The organism is Granulicella aggregans (assembly GCF_025685565.1).
GTDB classification, from domain to species: Bacteria; Acidobacteriota; Terriglobia; order Terriglobales; family Acidobacteriaceae; genus Edaphobacter; species Edaphobacter aggregans_B.
In genome coordinates, this window is the sequence record NZ_JAGSYE010000001.1 from 1,469,865 (window position 1) to 1,484,638 (window position 14,774).

General features: G+C 59.4%; 10 protein-coding genes. 4 read left to right on the plus strand and 6 right to left on the minus strand.

Features of this window, described 5'->3' with window-relative positions; all coding sequences use genetic code 11:
• Nucleotides 1-29: 29 nt before the first annotated feature.
• Nucleotides 30-3,320, minus strand: coding sequence for an FG-GAP-like repeat-containing protein (locus tag OHL18_RS05880; protein ID WP_263373892.1), 3,291 nt, complete (start codon nt 3,318-3,320; stop codon nt 30-32).
• A gap of 263 nt (nt 3,321-3,583) precedes the next feature.
• Between OHL18_RS05880 and OHL18_RS05885 the strand changes: the two genes are divergently transcribed.
• The 4 genes from OHL18_RS05885 to OHL18_RS05900 all read left to right on the plus strand — a co-directional run bounded on the left by OHL18_RS05885 (nt 3,584) and on the right by OHL18_RS05900 (nt 7,410).
• Complete coding sequence (locus tag OHL18_RS05885; protein WP_263373893.1) at nt 3,584-4,216, plus strand: hypothetical protein; 633 nt, start codon at nt 3,584-3,586, stop codon at nt 4,214-4,216.
• 41 nt (nt 4,217-4,257) lie between these two features.
• Complete coding sequence (locus tag OHL18_RS05890) at nt 4,258-4,899, plus strand: COG1470 family protein (protein ID WP_263373894.1); 642 nt, start codon at nt 4,258-4,260, stop codon at nt 4,897-4,899.
• Complete coding sequence (locus OHL18_RS05895; protein WP_263373895.1) at nt 4,896-6,068, plus strand: IPT/TIG domain-containing protein; 1,173 nt, start codon at nt 4,896-4,898, stop codon at nt 6,066-6,068. Before OHL18_RS05890 ends, OHL18_RS05895 begins: the two co-directional genes overlap by 4 nt.
• A gap of 226 nt (nt 6,069-6,294) precedes the next feature.
• The gene (locus OHL18_RS05900; RefSeq protein ID WP_263373896.1) at nt 6,295-7,410 is read left to right on the plus strand and encodes a lactonase family protein; all 1,116 of its coding nucleotides are present in this window, start codon (nt 6,295-6,297) and stop codon (nt 7,408-7,410) included.
• A gap of 30 nt (nt 7,411-7,440) precedes the next feature.
• On the opposite strand, the gene OHL18_RS05905 is transcribed toward OHL18_RS05900, so the two are convergent.
• From OHL18_RS05905 to OHL18_RS05925, 5 genes are all read right to left on the minus strand, one after another.
• On the minus strand, nt 7,441-8,280 hold the full coding sequence (locus tag OHL18_RS05905) for a thioesterase domain-containing protein (RefSeq protein WP_263373897.1): 840 nt from the start codon (nt 8,278-8,280) through the stop codon (nt 7,441-7,443).
• Nucleotides 8,277-9,479: an NAD(P)-binding domain-containing protein gene (locus OHL18_RS05910; protein WP_263373898.1), complete on the minus strand. Its 1,203-nt coding sequence runs from the start codon at nt 9,477-9,479 to the stop codon at nt 8,277-8,279. Before OHL18_RS05910 ends, OHL18_RS05905 begins: the two co-directional genes overlap by 4 nt.
• Nucleotides 9,476-10,723 carry a hypothetical protein gene (locus OHL18_RS05915; RefSeq protein WP_263373899.1) on the minus strand — a complete coding sequence of 416 codons (1,248 nt, stop codon included), beginning with the start codon at nt 10,721-10,723 and terminating at the stop codon, nt 9,476-9,478. The genes OHL18_RS05910 and OHL18_RS05915 overlap by 4 nt, the downstream gene beginning before the upstream one ends.
• A 393-nt stretch (nt 10,724-11,116) precedes the next feature.
• Complete coding sequence (locus OHL18_RS05920; protein WP_263373900.1) at nt 11,117-12,265, minus strand: nucleoside hydrolase; 1,149 nt, start codon at nt 12,263-12,265, stop codon at nt 11,117-11,119.
• A gap of 184 nt (nt 12,266-12,449) precedes the next feature.
• A complete protein-coding gene (locus OHL18_RS05925; RefSeq protein WP_263373901.1) occupies nt 12,450-14,720 on the minus strand; it encodes a putative bifunctional diguanylate cyclase/phosphodiesterase in 2,271 nt (756 codons plus the stop codon).
• Nucleotides 14,721-14,774: the final 54 nt, after the last annotated feature.

A 14,774-nucleotide genomic window follows, 5' to 3' on the forward strand; every position in this document is an offset into this window, starting at 1 on the left:
TGTTTGTCATTCCCGAAGGGAATCTGCTTTTAGAAGTCCACGTCGACGCTGTCGTAGGTCCAGTTGAGAATCTGAATCGTATTCGCCGTCGCCCCAGTGGCGGCGGTGAATCCCACAGACGCCGTTCCAAGACCCGTACTCGGGGCAAAACGCGTGGTGAAGACCGCGTAGCTCGTCAGATCCGTGATGGAGAGGCTAATCGCTCCCCGGAAGTAGCTGATCCGGGCGTGGAAGGTGTGCCCGCTGTGAAGATCGACGCGGCTGGGATAGAGATCGAGCGCGGGTGTTGTCGGAGACGCTCCATTGAAGTAGAGGCCAGTAGAATTCGGGCTTTCACCGGCGTTATCGTGCAGGTCGAACTTGATGGCGAGGCTATCGCCAAAACCTGCCGGAGCGCCTGGATTTCCTCCCCGGTATGGTCCCGCGTAGCCTAACGCTCCTCCAAACCCGCCCGTCACTCCGGGATAGCCATCGCTCGACCGGAAGAACGTGAACCCATCCCCGCCCGTGCCCTGGATCGCGAAGTCGAAGTCGGTCACCCATTGTTGGGACTCCACCGCGCCAAGAATATTGGTGCGGGTTGCCTCGAACGTGCCGCCACTCGTCAGTTGCAGCGCTGTCCCTGAGAGCGCAGAGCCACCGTAGAACTGAATCGCGCTGCCCGGATTCACAAACCCGTTGGGATAGTAGGGGGTATTTGTGCTGCCGATGGTGTCGCAGCAGCGCTCGCCGGAGTAAGTCCACTTCAGCACGCTGACCGTCGAAGCCGTAGCTCCGGTAGCTGACGTGAACCCTGCGTAGCCGGAGGTGTCGCCAAGAGCTCCGAAGAGATCGACAGTAAAGGTATGGGTGAAGGACTTCCCGGTATCCAGATCGTTGATCGTCAGTCCCAGGGCTCCGGTCGTCTCGGCATGCACGATCTGGGCCAGGAAGTGATCTCCGCTATGTAGATCGATGCCGCTCGAAGTGAGATCGACGGAGCCCGCTGGCGACGTGATGCCACCGGTCTCAATGCGAACCGAGTTTGCCCCCTCACCCTGATTGTTATGCGTGTCGAAGATCACGGCTAGGCTGTTGATGATCGATGCGCCTGAGCTTGCCCCCGGCGCAACACCGTAGCCAATGCCGCCTCCGTTCGACCCAATCGCATTCGGCCCATTCGACTGGAGCACAAACGCCAGTCCGTCTGACTCTTGGTTAGGAATCTGGAACTCGAAGCTGGTCTGGAAGTCATACACCGGGACGCGAGTCGGGTAGAAAGCGCTGCGTGCCTCGAAGCTGTTGCCGTCGGTCAAACGCAGCACTCCACCGTCAAGGCTGGCCCCGCCGTTCAGGGAGACTGATGTGAGTCCGGTAAAGCTCGTGCCCCCATTTGCAGACTGCGCTCCAGTCAGCGCCTGGGGCGGAGAGGTGCTCGCCAGGTGAGAGCTGTCCCCCTGGTATGTAGCCACCACCTGGTGAATGCCCGTGGCTCCCAGCGTTATAGCCGGGGACGTGGCGCTATCCAGCACAAAGATGTTTCCTCCCGCATAGTTTGTCGTCTGCGGAGTTGTAGTGGGTGTGAAATCGAGAATGTCGAGAAATCCGTCGCCATTGAAGTCCCCGACAGCAATAGAACCCGGCGTGTAGACACTCCCATTCAGATCAGGAATAGGCAGCCCGTCAAGAGGAGCGTATGACAGATAACCCGGCGGGGTGTTTTGCCCAACGTACACAATATACGCAGAATCGGGCGTCGGATTGAGTGTCTCAAGAACCGCGCCGGCGGGCTCAAGTGTCCCGTTGTGGTCGAAGTCGCCCGTCACAAGCGATTTGAAGATGCGGTCCTCGATGTTGAGAACCCCATATCCATTAGGCGGCTGGACGAACGTCCCATCCCCCACACCCGCCCACATGACAATGTTATTGCCGTCATAGATGAAGACATCGAGAATCCCGTCGCCTGTGTAGTCGCCTGCGGTAGTCAGGATCGGCGCAGTGGTCTGTGTTGCTGCCGCTACTGCAGTAAACGTCCCATCTCCATTGCCATGAAGCACCCGCAGCTGACTCGCGAACGTCCCGGAGTCCGTGACGATCAGGTCCAGCTTCCCATCTCCGTCCTCGTCTGCGATATACACCGGCAGATTCGTGATGTGGCCGGAGAGGTAGGTGGCTGACTGCGGAGTGAAGGTGCCATTGCCGTTGCCCAGCGCCACCTGGAGAGCATAGGTCTGTGTGCTCGGGTCCTGGATGGTCACCACGAGGTCAGGAATCCCGTCGCCGTTGAAGTCGCCCACGTACACATTCACAGGATTCTCCGTGAACGTGGTCGGTGTCACGTCAGTAAATGTACCGTCGCCGTTTCCGAGGCTTACCCGGACGGAGTGCGTGCTTGCATCGGGGACAGCTATGTCCAGCTTCCCGTCGCTATTGAAGTCCGCGACCTTGATGTCGCCGGAGCTTGTTCCAAGGTTCGGCGAAGACGAGGGTGCTAGGGTGAATCTTCTGTTCGCGCTCCCTAGCATGACATGTATAGCGTGAGCCCCCACCAGCAGAATGTCGTCGGATCCATCGCGATTGAAGTCCCCAGTCGCGACTTTGACCACGTCCCCGAAATAGTTCGACGGAATTCCCGTCAGGTCGAACAAATTCGCATTGTCGTAGAACCCTACAAACCCGTTATTCGTCATCGGGACGGAACCCAGGGGAGCGTTTGCAAAGCTGGTGTCGAAGAACGAGACGTTGCCCGTGGCTCCCGAATTTCCCAATGACGTTACTTGTGCCTGCAGCTTGTATTGTCCTGCCTGATCGGCGGGGGTGGCCGAAAGATTCGTCAGCGTCGTCAGGACGGACGATGGAACAGTAAGTTCCTGCACGGCGGAGCTGCTTCCTGAGTACACCGATGTTCCCGCGAAGACAGCGTAGATTTGATGTGTGCCGGGAACCAGACTCTGCGCTCCGACCACGATCGCCGCACTGCCAGTGGCGGTCAGCTGCGCGTGGCCGATGGCTATCGTGTTCTCACAGTTGGCAACGGAGCCCTCACAGAAGTAAACCAGCCCAGGGTGAACGCTGCTCGATCCACCCGTCACCTTGGCCGTGAAAGTGAGAATGCAACCCTGGGTGAAGCAGGGCGCACTGAGGGTCAGGGTCGTCGTGGTCGGCGTCAGAGCGTGCGCATGAAAAGGAATGAGAGCGGTGAGAGCGAGAAGCGCGAAGGCGACGACAGCAGGTGGGACTCTATGGGCTGCGGGCATGGTGGTCTCCAGGGGAGTTGGAAAGTTACGCCGCGTGCGCCGATAAGCGTACACCATGCGGGTCACGGTGACTAGAAGTTGCATCGCAAACTCAAAGCAATTCATCGCAGCGTAAGAGGCCTGAACTTCAGGCGGCGTGGCCCCGTGGCTCTCAGAGTTACAAAGCGATAGTCGAAGCTACAAGAACCTCCGGGAAGTATTCATCCCGGATGAATTCAAAGGTATTTCGATAAATTCTGAAGAATTCATCACCACACGGGAATGTGACGTCAGCCATAAAAACTCGCGGTTTGGGTTCCACGAGATTCAGTGGTACAAGGGAAGCTCAGCCTTCTTAGGAGATCTACTTGGCCGGGCTACCTCCTCGGGTACGAACATGCATCTTTCTCTCGCTTGCTTTGATCTCGTTTGTCATTCCTTCTTCGACATCGACTCTCCGGGCCCAGACGCTGCCAACTGCCTCCGCCAGCGCGCAGATCTCCGTGTTCGCCGGGGCCACAGGCGTTGAGACGGGGTTCCACGGTGGGAGAAATCTTGCTGTCACCGCCGGAGCCGACATTGCCTTGCAGCGTCACTTCGGCCTGAACCCCTCCCTCGAGGTTCGCGGATACTTCCCCGTCGATAATGGTGCCGTCGATGCGCAGCGGAACCTGCTCGGCGGTCTTCGATTCAGCTCGACCTTTGGCCGCGTTCATCCCTACGCAGATATCCTCTTCGGTCGCGGCCGCATTAACTACATCGTGCCTGTCCCGGATCCGCAACACGCCTTCGTCTATGTGCGGAACTCCTCCAATGTTCTTTCACCGGGAGTAGGGCTTCGCCTCGATCTCACCAACCAATTTGCATGGATGCTCGACGCCCAACTGCAGCGGTATAACTCGCCGGTCACAGTCTCCGGTCACATCGACGCGGCTGCGTTTACTGCCGCGGTGGCCTATCGATTTGACTTCAACCATCATCGTCGCTCATCCAGGCATTAGTAGATATCGTGCAGACCTTAAATCACTCTCGACTAACTCCTATGCGTCACCTTGCCCACCTCCGAAAGATCTATCCCTTCGCGGCGATGCTTATGCTGTCGGCGATGACGTTACTGCTCGGTTGTGGCTATCTGCGCTTTCCTTATTCGAGCGGGCCATCTGATTTCACCATCTCCGTTACACCTGCCACGGCATCCGTAGTGGCGGGCGCGCCGGCAACCGCATACGGATTCACCGTGAATCCGACCGGCGGATTCAACGGCCCGGTAACCGTATCTCTCCAAATCCCTCAGGGCTTGACCTGCGTCCCGGTAGCCTGTTCGGCTCTCCTTCCGAACTATGCCGCGACCAATGTTCTCCAGGTCGCCACCTCCACGACCACACCCGCGGGCACGTACCAACTGCAGTTTGTCGCGACCTCCGGCGCGCTCTCACACACGGTAACGGCAACCCTGGAAGTGCTACCTGCCGCGTCGCCGGACTTTTCCATTGCTGTGACGCCCACTCAATCCAGCACCGTAGCCGGCACCGCCGCATCGCCCTACAGCTTCGTCGCGACACCCATCAACGGATTCACTGGGACCATCAATGTCGCCGCTGCCGTTCCGTCGGGATTCACCTGCGCTCCCGTCTCCTGCGCCGTAGCACTGACCGGCAACCAGGCGCCAGTCCCAATCAATTGATCCTGGACTCGCAACGCTCACGCATCCTGGTGACAGACTCAGCCCATAGTCAGCTCCTTGTATACAGCCTCGACTCGGGCGCACTCCTGAACAGCATCCCCACCGGTCCTACCCCACAGGGCATCGGGCTCACTCCAGACGGCAGCAAACTCGTGCTGCTCACGGCAGGCGACTACAAGGTCTCCGTTCTCGACGCCGGCACCTACAGCCTGCTGCAGCAGATCACGTCGCCTTCAAGTGGCAGGAACTTCTTTACCACGGGGCCCATCGGCCCTCCGGTCATGGTCGCAACCATGGCAGGAAACAAAGCCTACGTCGCCACGCAGGCTGGATACCTGCAGGGGCCTGCGGCAGCTTATTCCTACTCGATGCTCTACGACTTCGACCTCACCGCGAACACGCTCTCTTCCGACCCCATCAATGCGACCAACTACGGAGGCGGCGAGCCCTTCTACATCGTCTCCAGTCTCGATGGATCGGCTGCCCTGATCGGCGGCGAGATCGCGAACACTGTAGGTGGCGCACTCATCCCCTCAGATACCGATCTGGCAACCTTCACCGACCTGGCCGTCGCTCCGGACGCTCAGTCCCTCGCCAATAACGGGGTTCTTCTTGACAGCTCCAATCATTGGCAAAACAGCCTCACCGCCGACCTGCAGATTCAAGGTGGCACGGCGTTGGGCGAAGACTTTCTCTACGGGGCACAGTTCAATGGATCGGGCTCACTCTTCTATCGCTCCACGGCGTCGCATATCCGCATCTACGATGTGAAGCACGGCAATCTCCTCCGCACCCTGGAGGTGCCGGGTGGCCTCATCGGCTCCAACGGCACCGAGACCACTTCGCCTACGCGCCTGCTCGCTGTCAGTCCCGCAGACCAAAAGATCATTGCCGCGACTTCGAACGGCGTCTCGATCTTCAGCTTCGCCTCGGATCCTCTCTCCATCAGCGAAGCCAACAATCTGTCGGGCCAGCTCACCCTGCTCGGCAGCGGCTTTACCAGCGCCACTTCGATAACCGTTGATACGCTGGCGGCATCAGCGAACTTCGTCAGCCCGACCCAATTGAACGTAACTCTACCCGCGCTGGCCTCCGGGCCTCACAGCGTCACCGCCACAAATCCAAATGGCGACACCTACACCCTGACGCTCGCGTTCTCCACCCCGTAGGCTCCTTGCGCCTGTGAATGGCTCGTCCACGACGAAATCCTCCGGACGAATACGCCCTACGCGCACGCAGCCCGGTGCGTAGGGCTTATGGGTTAGGTCTCGCACGAATCGCTGCGACTCGATGGCGATAACACTCGTCTCTCACCTTGCGTGGTAAGTTTGTACCGCATGCGGTCAAAATACGCACCAGAGGACTTCGCGAATGACCTGCACCCTGACTTCCCCAATGACCATAACGCTCCGGCTCTCTCTTTCTGCTGCCATACTCCTGATGATCTCTGGCTGCGGTGGAAGTTCTACGCCGTCTGTACCCGTATCTACCCCCACCTCCGCTCCCCAATCGCTGGCAAAGTTCGCCTATGTCGCCAACGACCTCGATAACTCCATCTCCATGTACACCGTCTCCTCAAAGGGCACCTGGACGCCGACCTCGCCCGCAACTGTCGCCGCCGGCACCCAGCCTGCAGTCGTAGTCGTCGACTCCCAGGGCAAGTTCGCCTATGTCAGCAACATTCGGGACGCCACCATCGGCCAGTACGCAATCAACCAGACCACCGGCGTACTCACTCCGCTCTCTCCCGCAACCGCTCCTTCAGGCGCTCTTCCGCAGGACTTCACCCTGCACCCGTCGGGCAACTTCGCCTACTCCGCGAACTCAAACGATGGATCGGTAACAGTGTTTTCTGTGGATCGGACAACCGGACTGCTTACGCCCAAGGGGAATGTCGCTCTTCCCGGCAACAGTGTCTCAAGCCCGATCGCTGTGACCGTGAATCCCGCCGGCACATTCCTCTACGTCATAAATGACGCCGTTCAGGTTCTGGCCATCGATGCCACTACGGGCGGCCTAACCCTCCAGCCGTCCTCGGTCTACGCGGGTGAGCGTGCCTTCAAGCTTGCCTTCGATACCACCGGCAAGTTCGCCTATGTCCCCGATAATGGAAGCTCCAACGTGTACGAGTTCAGCGCCGACCCGGCCACCGGCAAGCTCACACCGCTGAGCTCCAGCCCGGTGAACTCAGGAAATCAGCCCGCGTGGGTGGCCGTCGATCCCACCGACAAATTCGCTTATGTAAGCAATCGCTTTGGCAGCACCGTCTCCACCTTCAACATCGCCGCCAGCTCTGGCCTCCTCACGCCCTCGGCGTTGGACTCTGCCTCAGGGGTCGATTTTCCGTGGCCAATCCTCTTCGACCCGTCGGGCCAGATCTTATATGTATTGAATGAGGACGGTGAGAACGTCACCAGCTATGCCACGCACTCCGACGGAACCCTGACACAGCTCGGAACGGTCCCGACCGGACATGCGCCGTGGTCCTTCGCTCTGGTCTCTGCCCCCTAGCCAGATGCTCGCAGAGACGAGCCGCAGCCTTCAGGCACTGGTCTCGAGGAGCGCGGCCGACGATCTGTTAAATTCGGCGGCCGCCGCCCCAAACGCCTTGCGCATCTCCGCAAGGTTCTCCGCTTCAAACAACGTTTGGTGCGTTCCGGGAACCTCGTAGATCGTTACGCACGGGCAACGCCGCATCCATGCTACGTCGTCGCGTGCGGAGACCCTGGTACGCAGCAGCGCAACCGGTGCGCTAAGCGGCACCGGCTCATGATCGAGCTCCACCAGCCACGGTGCCAGATGTCCGATCAGCAACCGCATGCTTAGCTCCCGCTCTGCAACCGCATCAGCGGCGAGCAGCGAGTTCATTCCGCCCGATGCAGAGGCTCTCCCAAGCATCTTCAAAAGCGGCTTTCCGCCAAGTCGCAACAGAGCTCTCCACGCCTTCGACCTTGCAAATCGTGCAAGGTCCATGAACCGCCGTTTGCGCAGCAGGTCCATCCCTTCGGCGAGTGCCCGCCCCTGCCATCCGGAAGTCGGTTTTGACGTCTCGATCATGAACGAATCGACCACGCAAAGGCCGGCAATCTCTCGCCCCTTTGCCTGCAAGCGAAGCGCCGCCGCATAGCCCAGGTGGCCGCCAATCGACATGCCCATGATCCTTATCGGCCCCGAAGGAACCTTCTTCTCGATCTCGGCAGTCAGCTCTTCGAGGAGTGTCTCCGCCGAAAACCCCTCCGCCATCGATCGCTGCCAGCCGGGATAGCGGATTGGCTCGAAGCCGACCGGAAGATCCAACCCAGCAGCCATCGCGGCGAGATCGCCCTCGCCGCCGCCGCCCGCTCCGGGCAGATACACGAATTTAGTGGACTTCTCCGTCATGCAGTGGGCGCGAACTGTGTGGCAACGTGTCGGGTGATGGTTCGCGAGGTATAGTCCGCCCCCACGACAAACCGGAAGAGCGGGCCAAAGCTCATCGCAGAGGCCGCGCCGACAAATCGCAGCCCAGGCACCGACGACTCAAAGTTGGCGTTCAGCTTCGGATAGCTATCGATGCGTTCGATCTTGTCGCGCAGACTCGCATCCAGAAATTTAATGCTGTCGACATCAACCCTGTAACCGCTTCCGGCGAGCACGTGGTCGAAGGTCATCTTCTGGCTCGTGTCGGTTTTCGAGTTTCTCACCGTCAACGCAACATGCCCGCAACACTCGCTTGCTCCAACTACCTCCGAATCGAAATGAACAGGGACATGCTTCTCAAATCGCTCACGCAGCCACCATGCTCCCTCCGCCGGCAGATGGCTCTTCACAAATCTGCTGCGAACATTCGTCGGTATCCGGTGCATGGCTCCCGGAAAGTTGGTCAGAGCCCACGCCTTTGGCCCTGTACCAAGCCCTGAGATGGGCGATCTCAACTGCTTCCACAAGCTTCGTTTCAGAGGGACCCGGTGATGCCATCGGATAGCTCTCTCTCGAACCAGCAAGGTCGGCCGAGCGCCAGCCTCCCGCAGCAACGCACAGGCTTCAAGAGCGGATTGTCCCGCTCCCAGAACCGCGACACTCTTACCCTCAAAGGCTGCGAATCGGGTGACGTCGGCAGTATGACTTACCAGCGAAGGCGACACCGATCCAAGCGCCGAAGGCGTGTTGGCGAAGTACGAAAGCCCTGTCGCCACCACAACCTGGTCCGCTACAAGATCTTCGCCGCTCGAAAGAGTGAGAGCAAATCCCTTGTCGTCTCGCTTGATATTCGCGACATCGACGGGCTCGACCCACGGCACCTTGCTCTCCTGAAACCAGCGCCCATAGGCCGCGAAGTTCGCCATGGAGCAAGGCTCAAAGGTCTCGAGGCCGCGCGGCGTGTTGTAGTCCGCAAACGAAAATCCCCGCTCCGGCGCGGAGAGGTTCGTCCCGAAGCAGTAGGACTTAAGATACCGTTCGCCCGCCGCCTCTGCGATCTGCGACCAGAACTGCATCGGACGCCCGAAGATGCGGTGGCCGATCTTCTGGCCCGCAAGATGCGCCGCAAGCGATAGTCCATAGGGCCCGGCGCCAACAATGGCGATATTCGCTCTCGTCACGCGGGGACCGTCGGAATCAGAGGTTCAACTTCAGTCACTTCGCGCTCGGTGGAACGCAGAAATCTTCTTGCAGCCCGAACACCGAGAAAGATCTCCGAGAACGCATGGACGATGCCTGGTATCGGGTCGCTCACATCAGCGGCAAAGTAAACCGTATTCGCCTTGTTCCTTCTCTTCCACTCACGCCAATACTCTCGTTCACTCGGATTCGCCCGACCACTCAGCGCCTTCGCGGTAAGAATCGCCCACAGAGTAAATCGGTCGTAGAAGACTGCCGGGCGATCGCTCTCGTCTGCCTTGGCCTTCTCCACCACTTCGCGTAGCTCAGCTGTTTTACCTGCCGCATCCAGATAGGCCATCAGCGGCAGCGGCATGCCGCGAAACCCGTCCATCCCGACCTGGTTGAAGAGCCTTGGATTGAAGTCGATGATCGCCCAGCTATCGCCAAAGCTGATGAACTCCACTTCGAAGATGCCAAAGTACCCGAGCTCCTTGCAGAGCCGGCGAACCGACTCCGACAAGGCAGGATTTGCCGGCTGAGCCTCGAAGGCTACGCCGACCCCGGCCGGCATGCTGCGTTGAAAGACCTTGCGGGCCTGGCGGGTCACGAACAGTTCTCCCGTCTCATCCACGTAGCCGGAGACCGAATGGACGCCCTTCTTGCCAATATCCACAAAATGCTGGAGAAGAGGTATGTTCGCATGCGGCAAGTTCGCGTCCGATGACTCCGGATGCTCTCGGGACATGAACGCCTCATAGTTCTCAATCAGCTCTTTCGCCGAATGAGCGACCATCCCCTTATCGTTGTTTGCCCGGTGGACCTGGGTCCGCGGCTTGATCAGGATGGGGTACAGAAGAGTCGGAGCCGAGGCGATGACCTCGCTCATAGTGCGAGGCTCCCAGGTGGGTAGAATCTGGAGCCCGGCGGTCAGCGCCGCGTCCGAGAGGAGCTTCTTGTCGAGAATCCGCTGCATCGTCCGCACCGAAGGCTGGTGAAGCCGGAAATGTTCCTTCAATACCGATGCGTGGCTCGTATACAGCCACGCCGTCTCATCCGATGTTGGCAGCAGGACTTGATCGGGAACGGCGCTGCCAAGTTTCACGACAAGGTCGAGGAACTGCTCGCCGTCCTTTTCCGCAGGGCCTTTGTAAGTCTTGGAAACGTATCTCGACCAGGCAGCCGCCGATAAAGCTCCGTTTGCAATGACGCCCGCCCTCAATCCGTGGTTCGCTAACTGCCGCACTGCAGCCAGGGTCCCACCCGAACAACCGGTCGCTAAAAGCACATCAAAAGGAGCACGAGGATCTGATTCCCGGGGGTTCATTCCGGGTAGAAACCCTTCGCGCAATTTCCCCGTCTCTAAAGACTGCCGCGTACCTGATCGTGCCATTGTCGTACCAACTTGCGCAGAAAACCTTCAGTGTCTCAATCGCATCCAATCAGAAGATAGTCGCGTTTCCGGGAACGCAGGTATCAAAAAACGCCCAAGTTACCTAAAAAACGGGCGCCAGGTGCCCTCCGTACCGTTATCTAAGTGGGAGACCGCTCGCGAGGAAGAAGAAGAGGCGCTGGACTAGAAAATCGCTTAAAGACCTCGTCTTGCCTAAGGGCACGGCTGAAGCCGTGCCGACCGATCCTAACGCTTGCCCTCACTCACCAGCTTGATCATCAGCGCTTCCAGCCGTTCCGGATCGATTGTGCGAACGACCGTGGCCTTCCGTTCACCAAGACCTGGTTCATAGCCCGGCCGCCAGGATAGCGTATCGCCGTAGCTCGGTCCGAACTGGCTGTTGTAGTCGACGAACAGCGTCTCGCTCGAGCGAACCAGTGTGGGATCGATCCACACCGCAGCAGCGATCTCATCCCAGAGAGGAAATCCCGCCGGTTGCAAGCGCAGGTGCGCTGCGAGCTCCGGTGTCGCGACGTTAGCCATACGATCAAGCAGACTCCTGGTCATCTGGGTCGCTGTCGCAGGATCGGCCGGGACGACCGTGACCTTCTTCCAAGGGCTTCGTGACATGATGCTCGCCGCCTCCGGATCGAAGCGAATATTGAACTCTCGCCGTGGAGAGTTCATATATTCACGGGCAAAGTCGGAAGCGGACCTGTTGTTCAGCATCTGCTGTGGATTGAAGCTGCCGCCCATGTACACAAGCTCTTTCGCAAGTCCGGCAAACGACGGGTCGAGCCGCTGCGCAAGTGCCAGGTTCGTCATCGGCCCTGCCGCGATGATCGTGATCTCACCGGGATACTTATGCACCATGCGGATCAGGAAGTTCGCGGCCAACTCTTCCGAAGCCTTGATCTTCGGGTTGCCCTCGGGCAGATCGATGGGGTCGTCCGGGCCATGATAGACAACCAGGCTTTGCGCGGTCGGCTCGACCCACTGCTTCATCCAGGCACCCTTCCACACAAGCTTGCCGTAGAGCGCCTCCCAGCGGTCGGTCAGAGCCTCAGAGTTAACCAGCGGATAAACGGCACCTCCGGATACAGGAACATCGGTTCGTCCGATGATCTCAAGTCCGCGCAGCGCGGACGCGACCGCCTGCTTCTCCCACAGGTCTCCCGTCACAGAGGTGAGGCCGAGCACCTCGACGGTGGGGTCTTTCAGCAGCATGATATGCATCATCCCGAAGCCGTCATCGTCGATGATCACCTTGCGCTTGCCCTCCGCATTCGCGGTGCCGGTGCTGACAAGCAGCAGAAGAGCCAGACCAAACCGCCAGGCGACCGAAGTCGTTCGAAGCCGGACGGGACTTTGGACAAAGGTAGTGGAATGCGTCATGCGGCTCCTTCGTTCTGTTCTGAAGCATTGCAGCGGAAGACGTGTGATTCTCTCGGGTCGACTGAAGAGGGTCTCTTCCACGAAGAGACGCACGCCCTCATCGTCTGAAGCTCTGCTCTGGAAAAGACTGGAATGGCTAGATGATACCTGAACCGTCAGCCTGCAACCGCTAGAGGGATAGGCCTTACTGCAGCAGAGTTCCCGCGATGTGCGTCTGAAGCTCGGAGAGCCGGTCCAGGTATCGTGTGGAGAGCTCGTCATGCGTCAGGAGCATCTGCACGGTTTGCGCGTCGAGAGGCTTCGAGAGCAGGAAACCCTGCACCATGTCGCAGTTGAACTCCTGCAACCGAGCCAGCTCCTGGATGGTCTCGACGCCTTCAGCCACGATCTGCATATCGAGCCGGCGGCCGAGGTCGGTAATAGACCGGACCATCTCCGCACGGTCGTACTTGCTATCCAGATTCGTGACGAAGCTCTTGTCGATCTTGACGATGTCAAAGGGAAAGTTGAGCAGGTAACTCAGCGAAGAGTAGCCGGTGCCAAAGTCATCGAGGCAGATCCCGATGCCGAGCGAACGGGCGCTGGCAAGTACCTCGGCGACACCTTCATAGCCGCTTAGAAGGACCGACTCGGTGATCTCCAGCTTGAGCAGCGCCGGGCTAAGGCCAGTCTCGGAGAGAGCCCTCTGGATAGTCTCGAGAAGGTCGGGATTGGCGAACTGGTGCGCCGACACATTCACGCTGACAGAGAGCGCCGTTCCGAACTGCAGGTTCCAGGCATGGCACTGCGCGGCGGCTTTTCTCAGGATCTGCCTGCCCAACTCATTGATCAGCCCGGTCTCCTCCGCAAGAGGAATGAACTCGGCCGGGCTGATGATGCCGCGTTCGGGATGTCGCCAGCGCGCAAGCGCCTCGAAGCCCACCACGGAATGGTTCCATAGACCGTAGATCGGCTGATAGTGGACCTCGAAGCTCTGCGCGTCCAATGTCGAGCGCAGGTCCGTCAGCAGGGTGTTCCTGTTCTTGACTCCTGCGATGAGATCGGGGGTGAAGATCTGGATCCGGTCCTTGCCTGACTGCTTTGCCTTGTACATCGCGGTGTCGGCGTCCTGAAGCAGCGTGTCGGCCCGATCGCTCGAGCTGCTGAGCGCGAGGCCGATGCTGGCGCTTAGATGAACCACCCGCCCATCGATCTTCATCGGCGCGCGCATCTTCTTCGCGATGCCGTCGGCGCAGGTCCTCGCTTCCTCAAGCTGGACCTGTTCGAGCAGGATGACGAACTCGTCGCCGCCATGCCGCGCGATGATGTCTCCCTTGCGCACCGACGACCGCAGCAGGCTCGCAACTTCTTTGAGCAGTTCGTCGCCAAACGAGTGGCCAAAGTCGTCGTTGACTGCCTTGAAGCGATCGAGGTCGATGAAGAGCAGCGCGGTTCCGCAATGGTCTGCCTCCGGAGGCTCGTTGAGGCATCGGGAGAGTTCATGTTGCAGGTACGCGCGGTTCCCGAGCCCGGTGAGGGCGTCATGCGTCAGGGTGTACTCGATCCTGGTGTGAAAACGATGCGACTGCCACTCACGAAGGCTGATCCGTATCCCAAAGAGCAGAAAAGCTAGGGCCACAACGATCGTCCCCAGTGTCTGCCGATGCAGGGCAAGTGTAGCGGCGGCTCCCAGCGACATGGCCGCAAGCCCCAGCGCGCTGACGCCGTGGAGATGAGTTGGATCGGCGAGCCAGCTGGACTTCCGCAGCTCAACGCGAACCGGGTTTCCGCGGGCGATCAGGATGGAGTAGACCGTGAACGCCGGCACCCAGCAGAGGTCCACGAAAGTTCCGGAGGGAAGGCCGTAGATCTCGGCGATGTATCCGATCGAAGAGGACGCGGCATACAGGATGGAAAATACTGTGAGATAGCGGTAAAACGTCCTGTCGGAGCCGCGCAGGGTCATCGACAGGCGAAGCGCAAAGGCCAGCGGAAGAGCAAGGCTCTGGACCTCGTACGCAAGGTTGAAGCTGATGATGTCCGGCTTGGCGAAGACGAGGGCAAAGAGCGTGCAGAAGAAGATGCAGGCTTGGACAAGATCCAACCCGCCGGGTATGTCCCGCTGAGGCGACGGAGGCAGCCGGAAGGCCACGAGGATCATAGGAAACGGGAAGAGAAGCCAGAAGGTCTCATACACCGGGACCCAGGTAGGCGATTGAGTGACGACCCAGGCGAGGAATGCGATCTGCGCGGCCGTCCACAGAAGAAGCCCCATGCAGACCAGGTTCCAGGGCTGTCGCGAATGCCGCTTTTCTAAACGGCCTTCCGACCAGCAGACCCAGCAGGTCAGAAGCACCATGAAGATCTGAATGGTGTTCGAAGCGACCTTAGCGTCTTTCAGGACAACGAACGCGAGCAAGTGGATCCCCTGCAGCGCGACGGCACCGATGACGAGTTGCTTTCTCCTAAGATCCACCTGGCTCCTCAGTGGTGCGACTCTAGGAACTTGTTGAGATACCCGGTCTTGCTT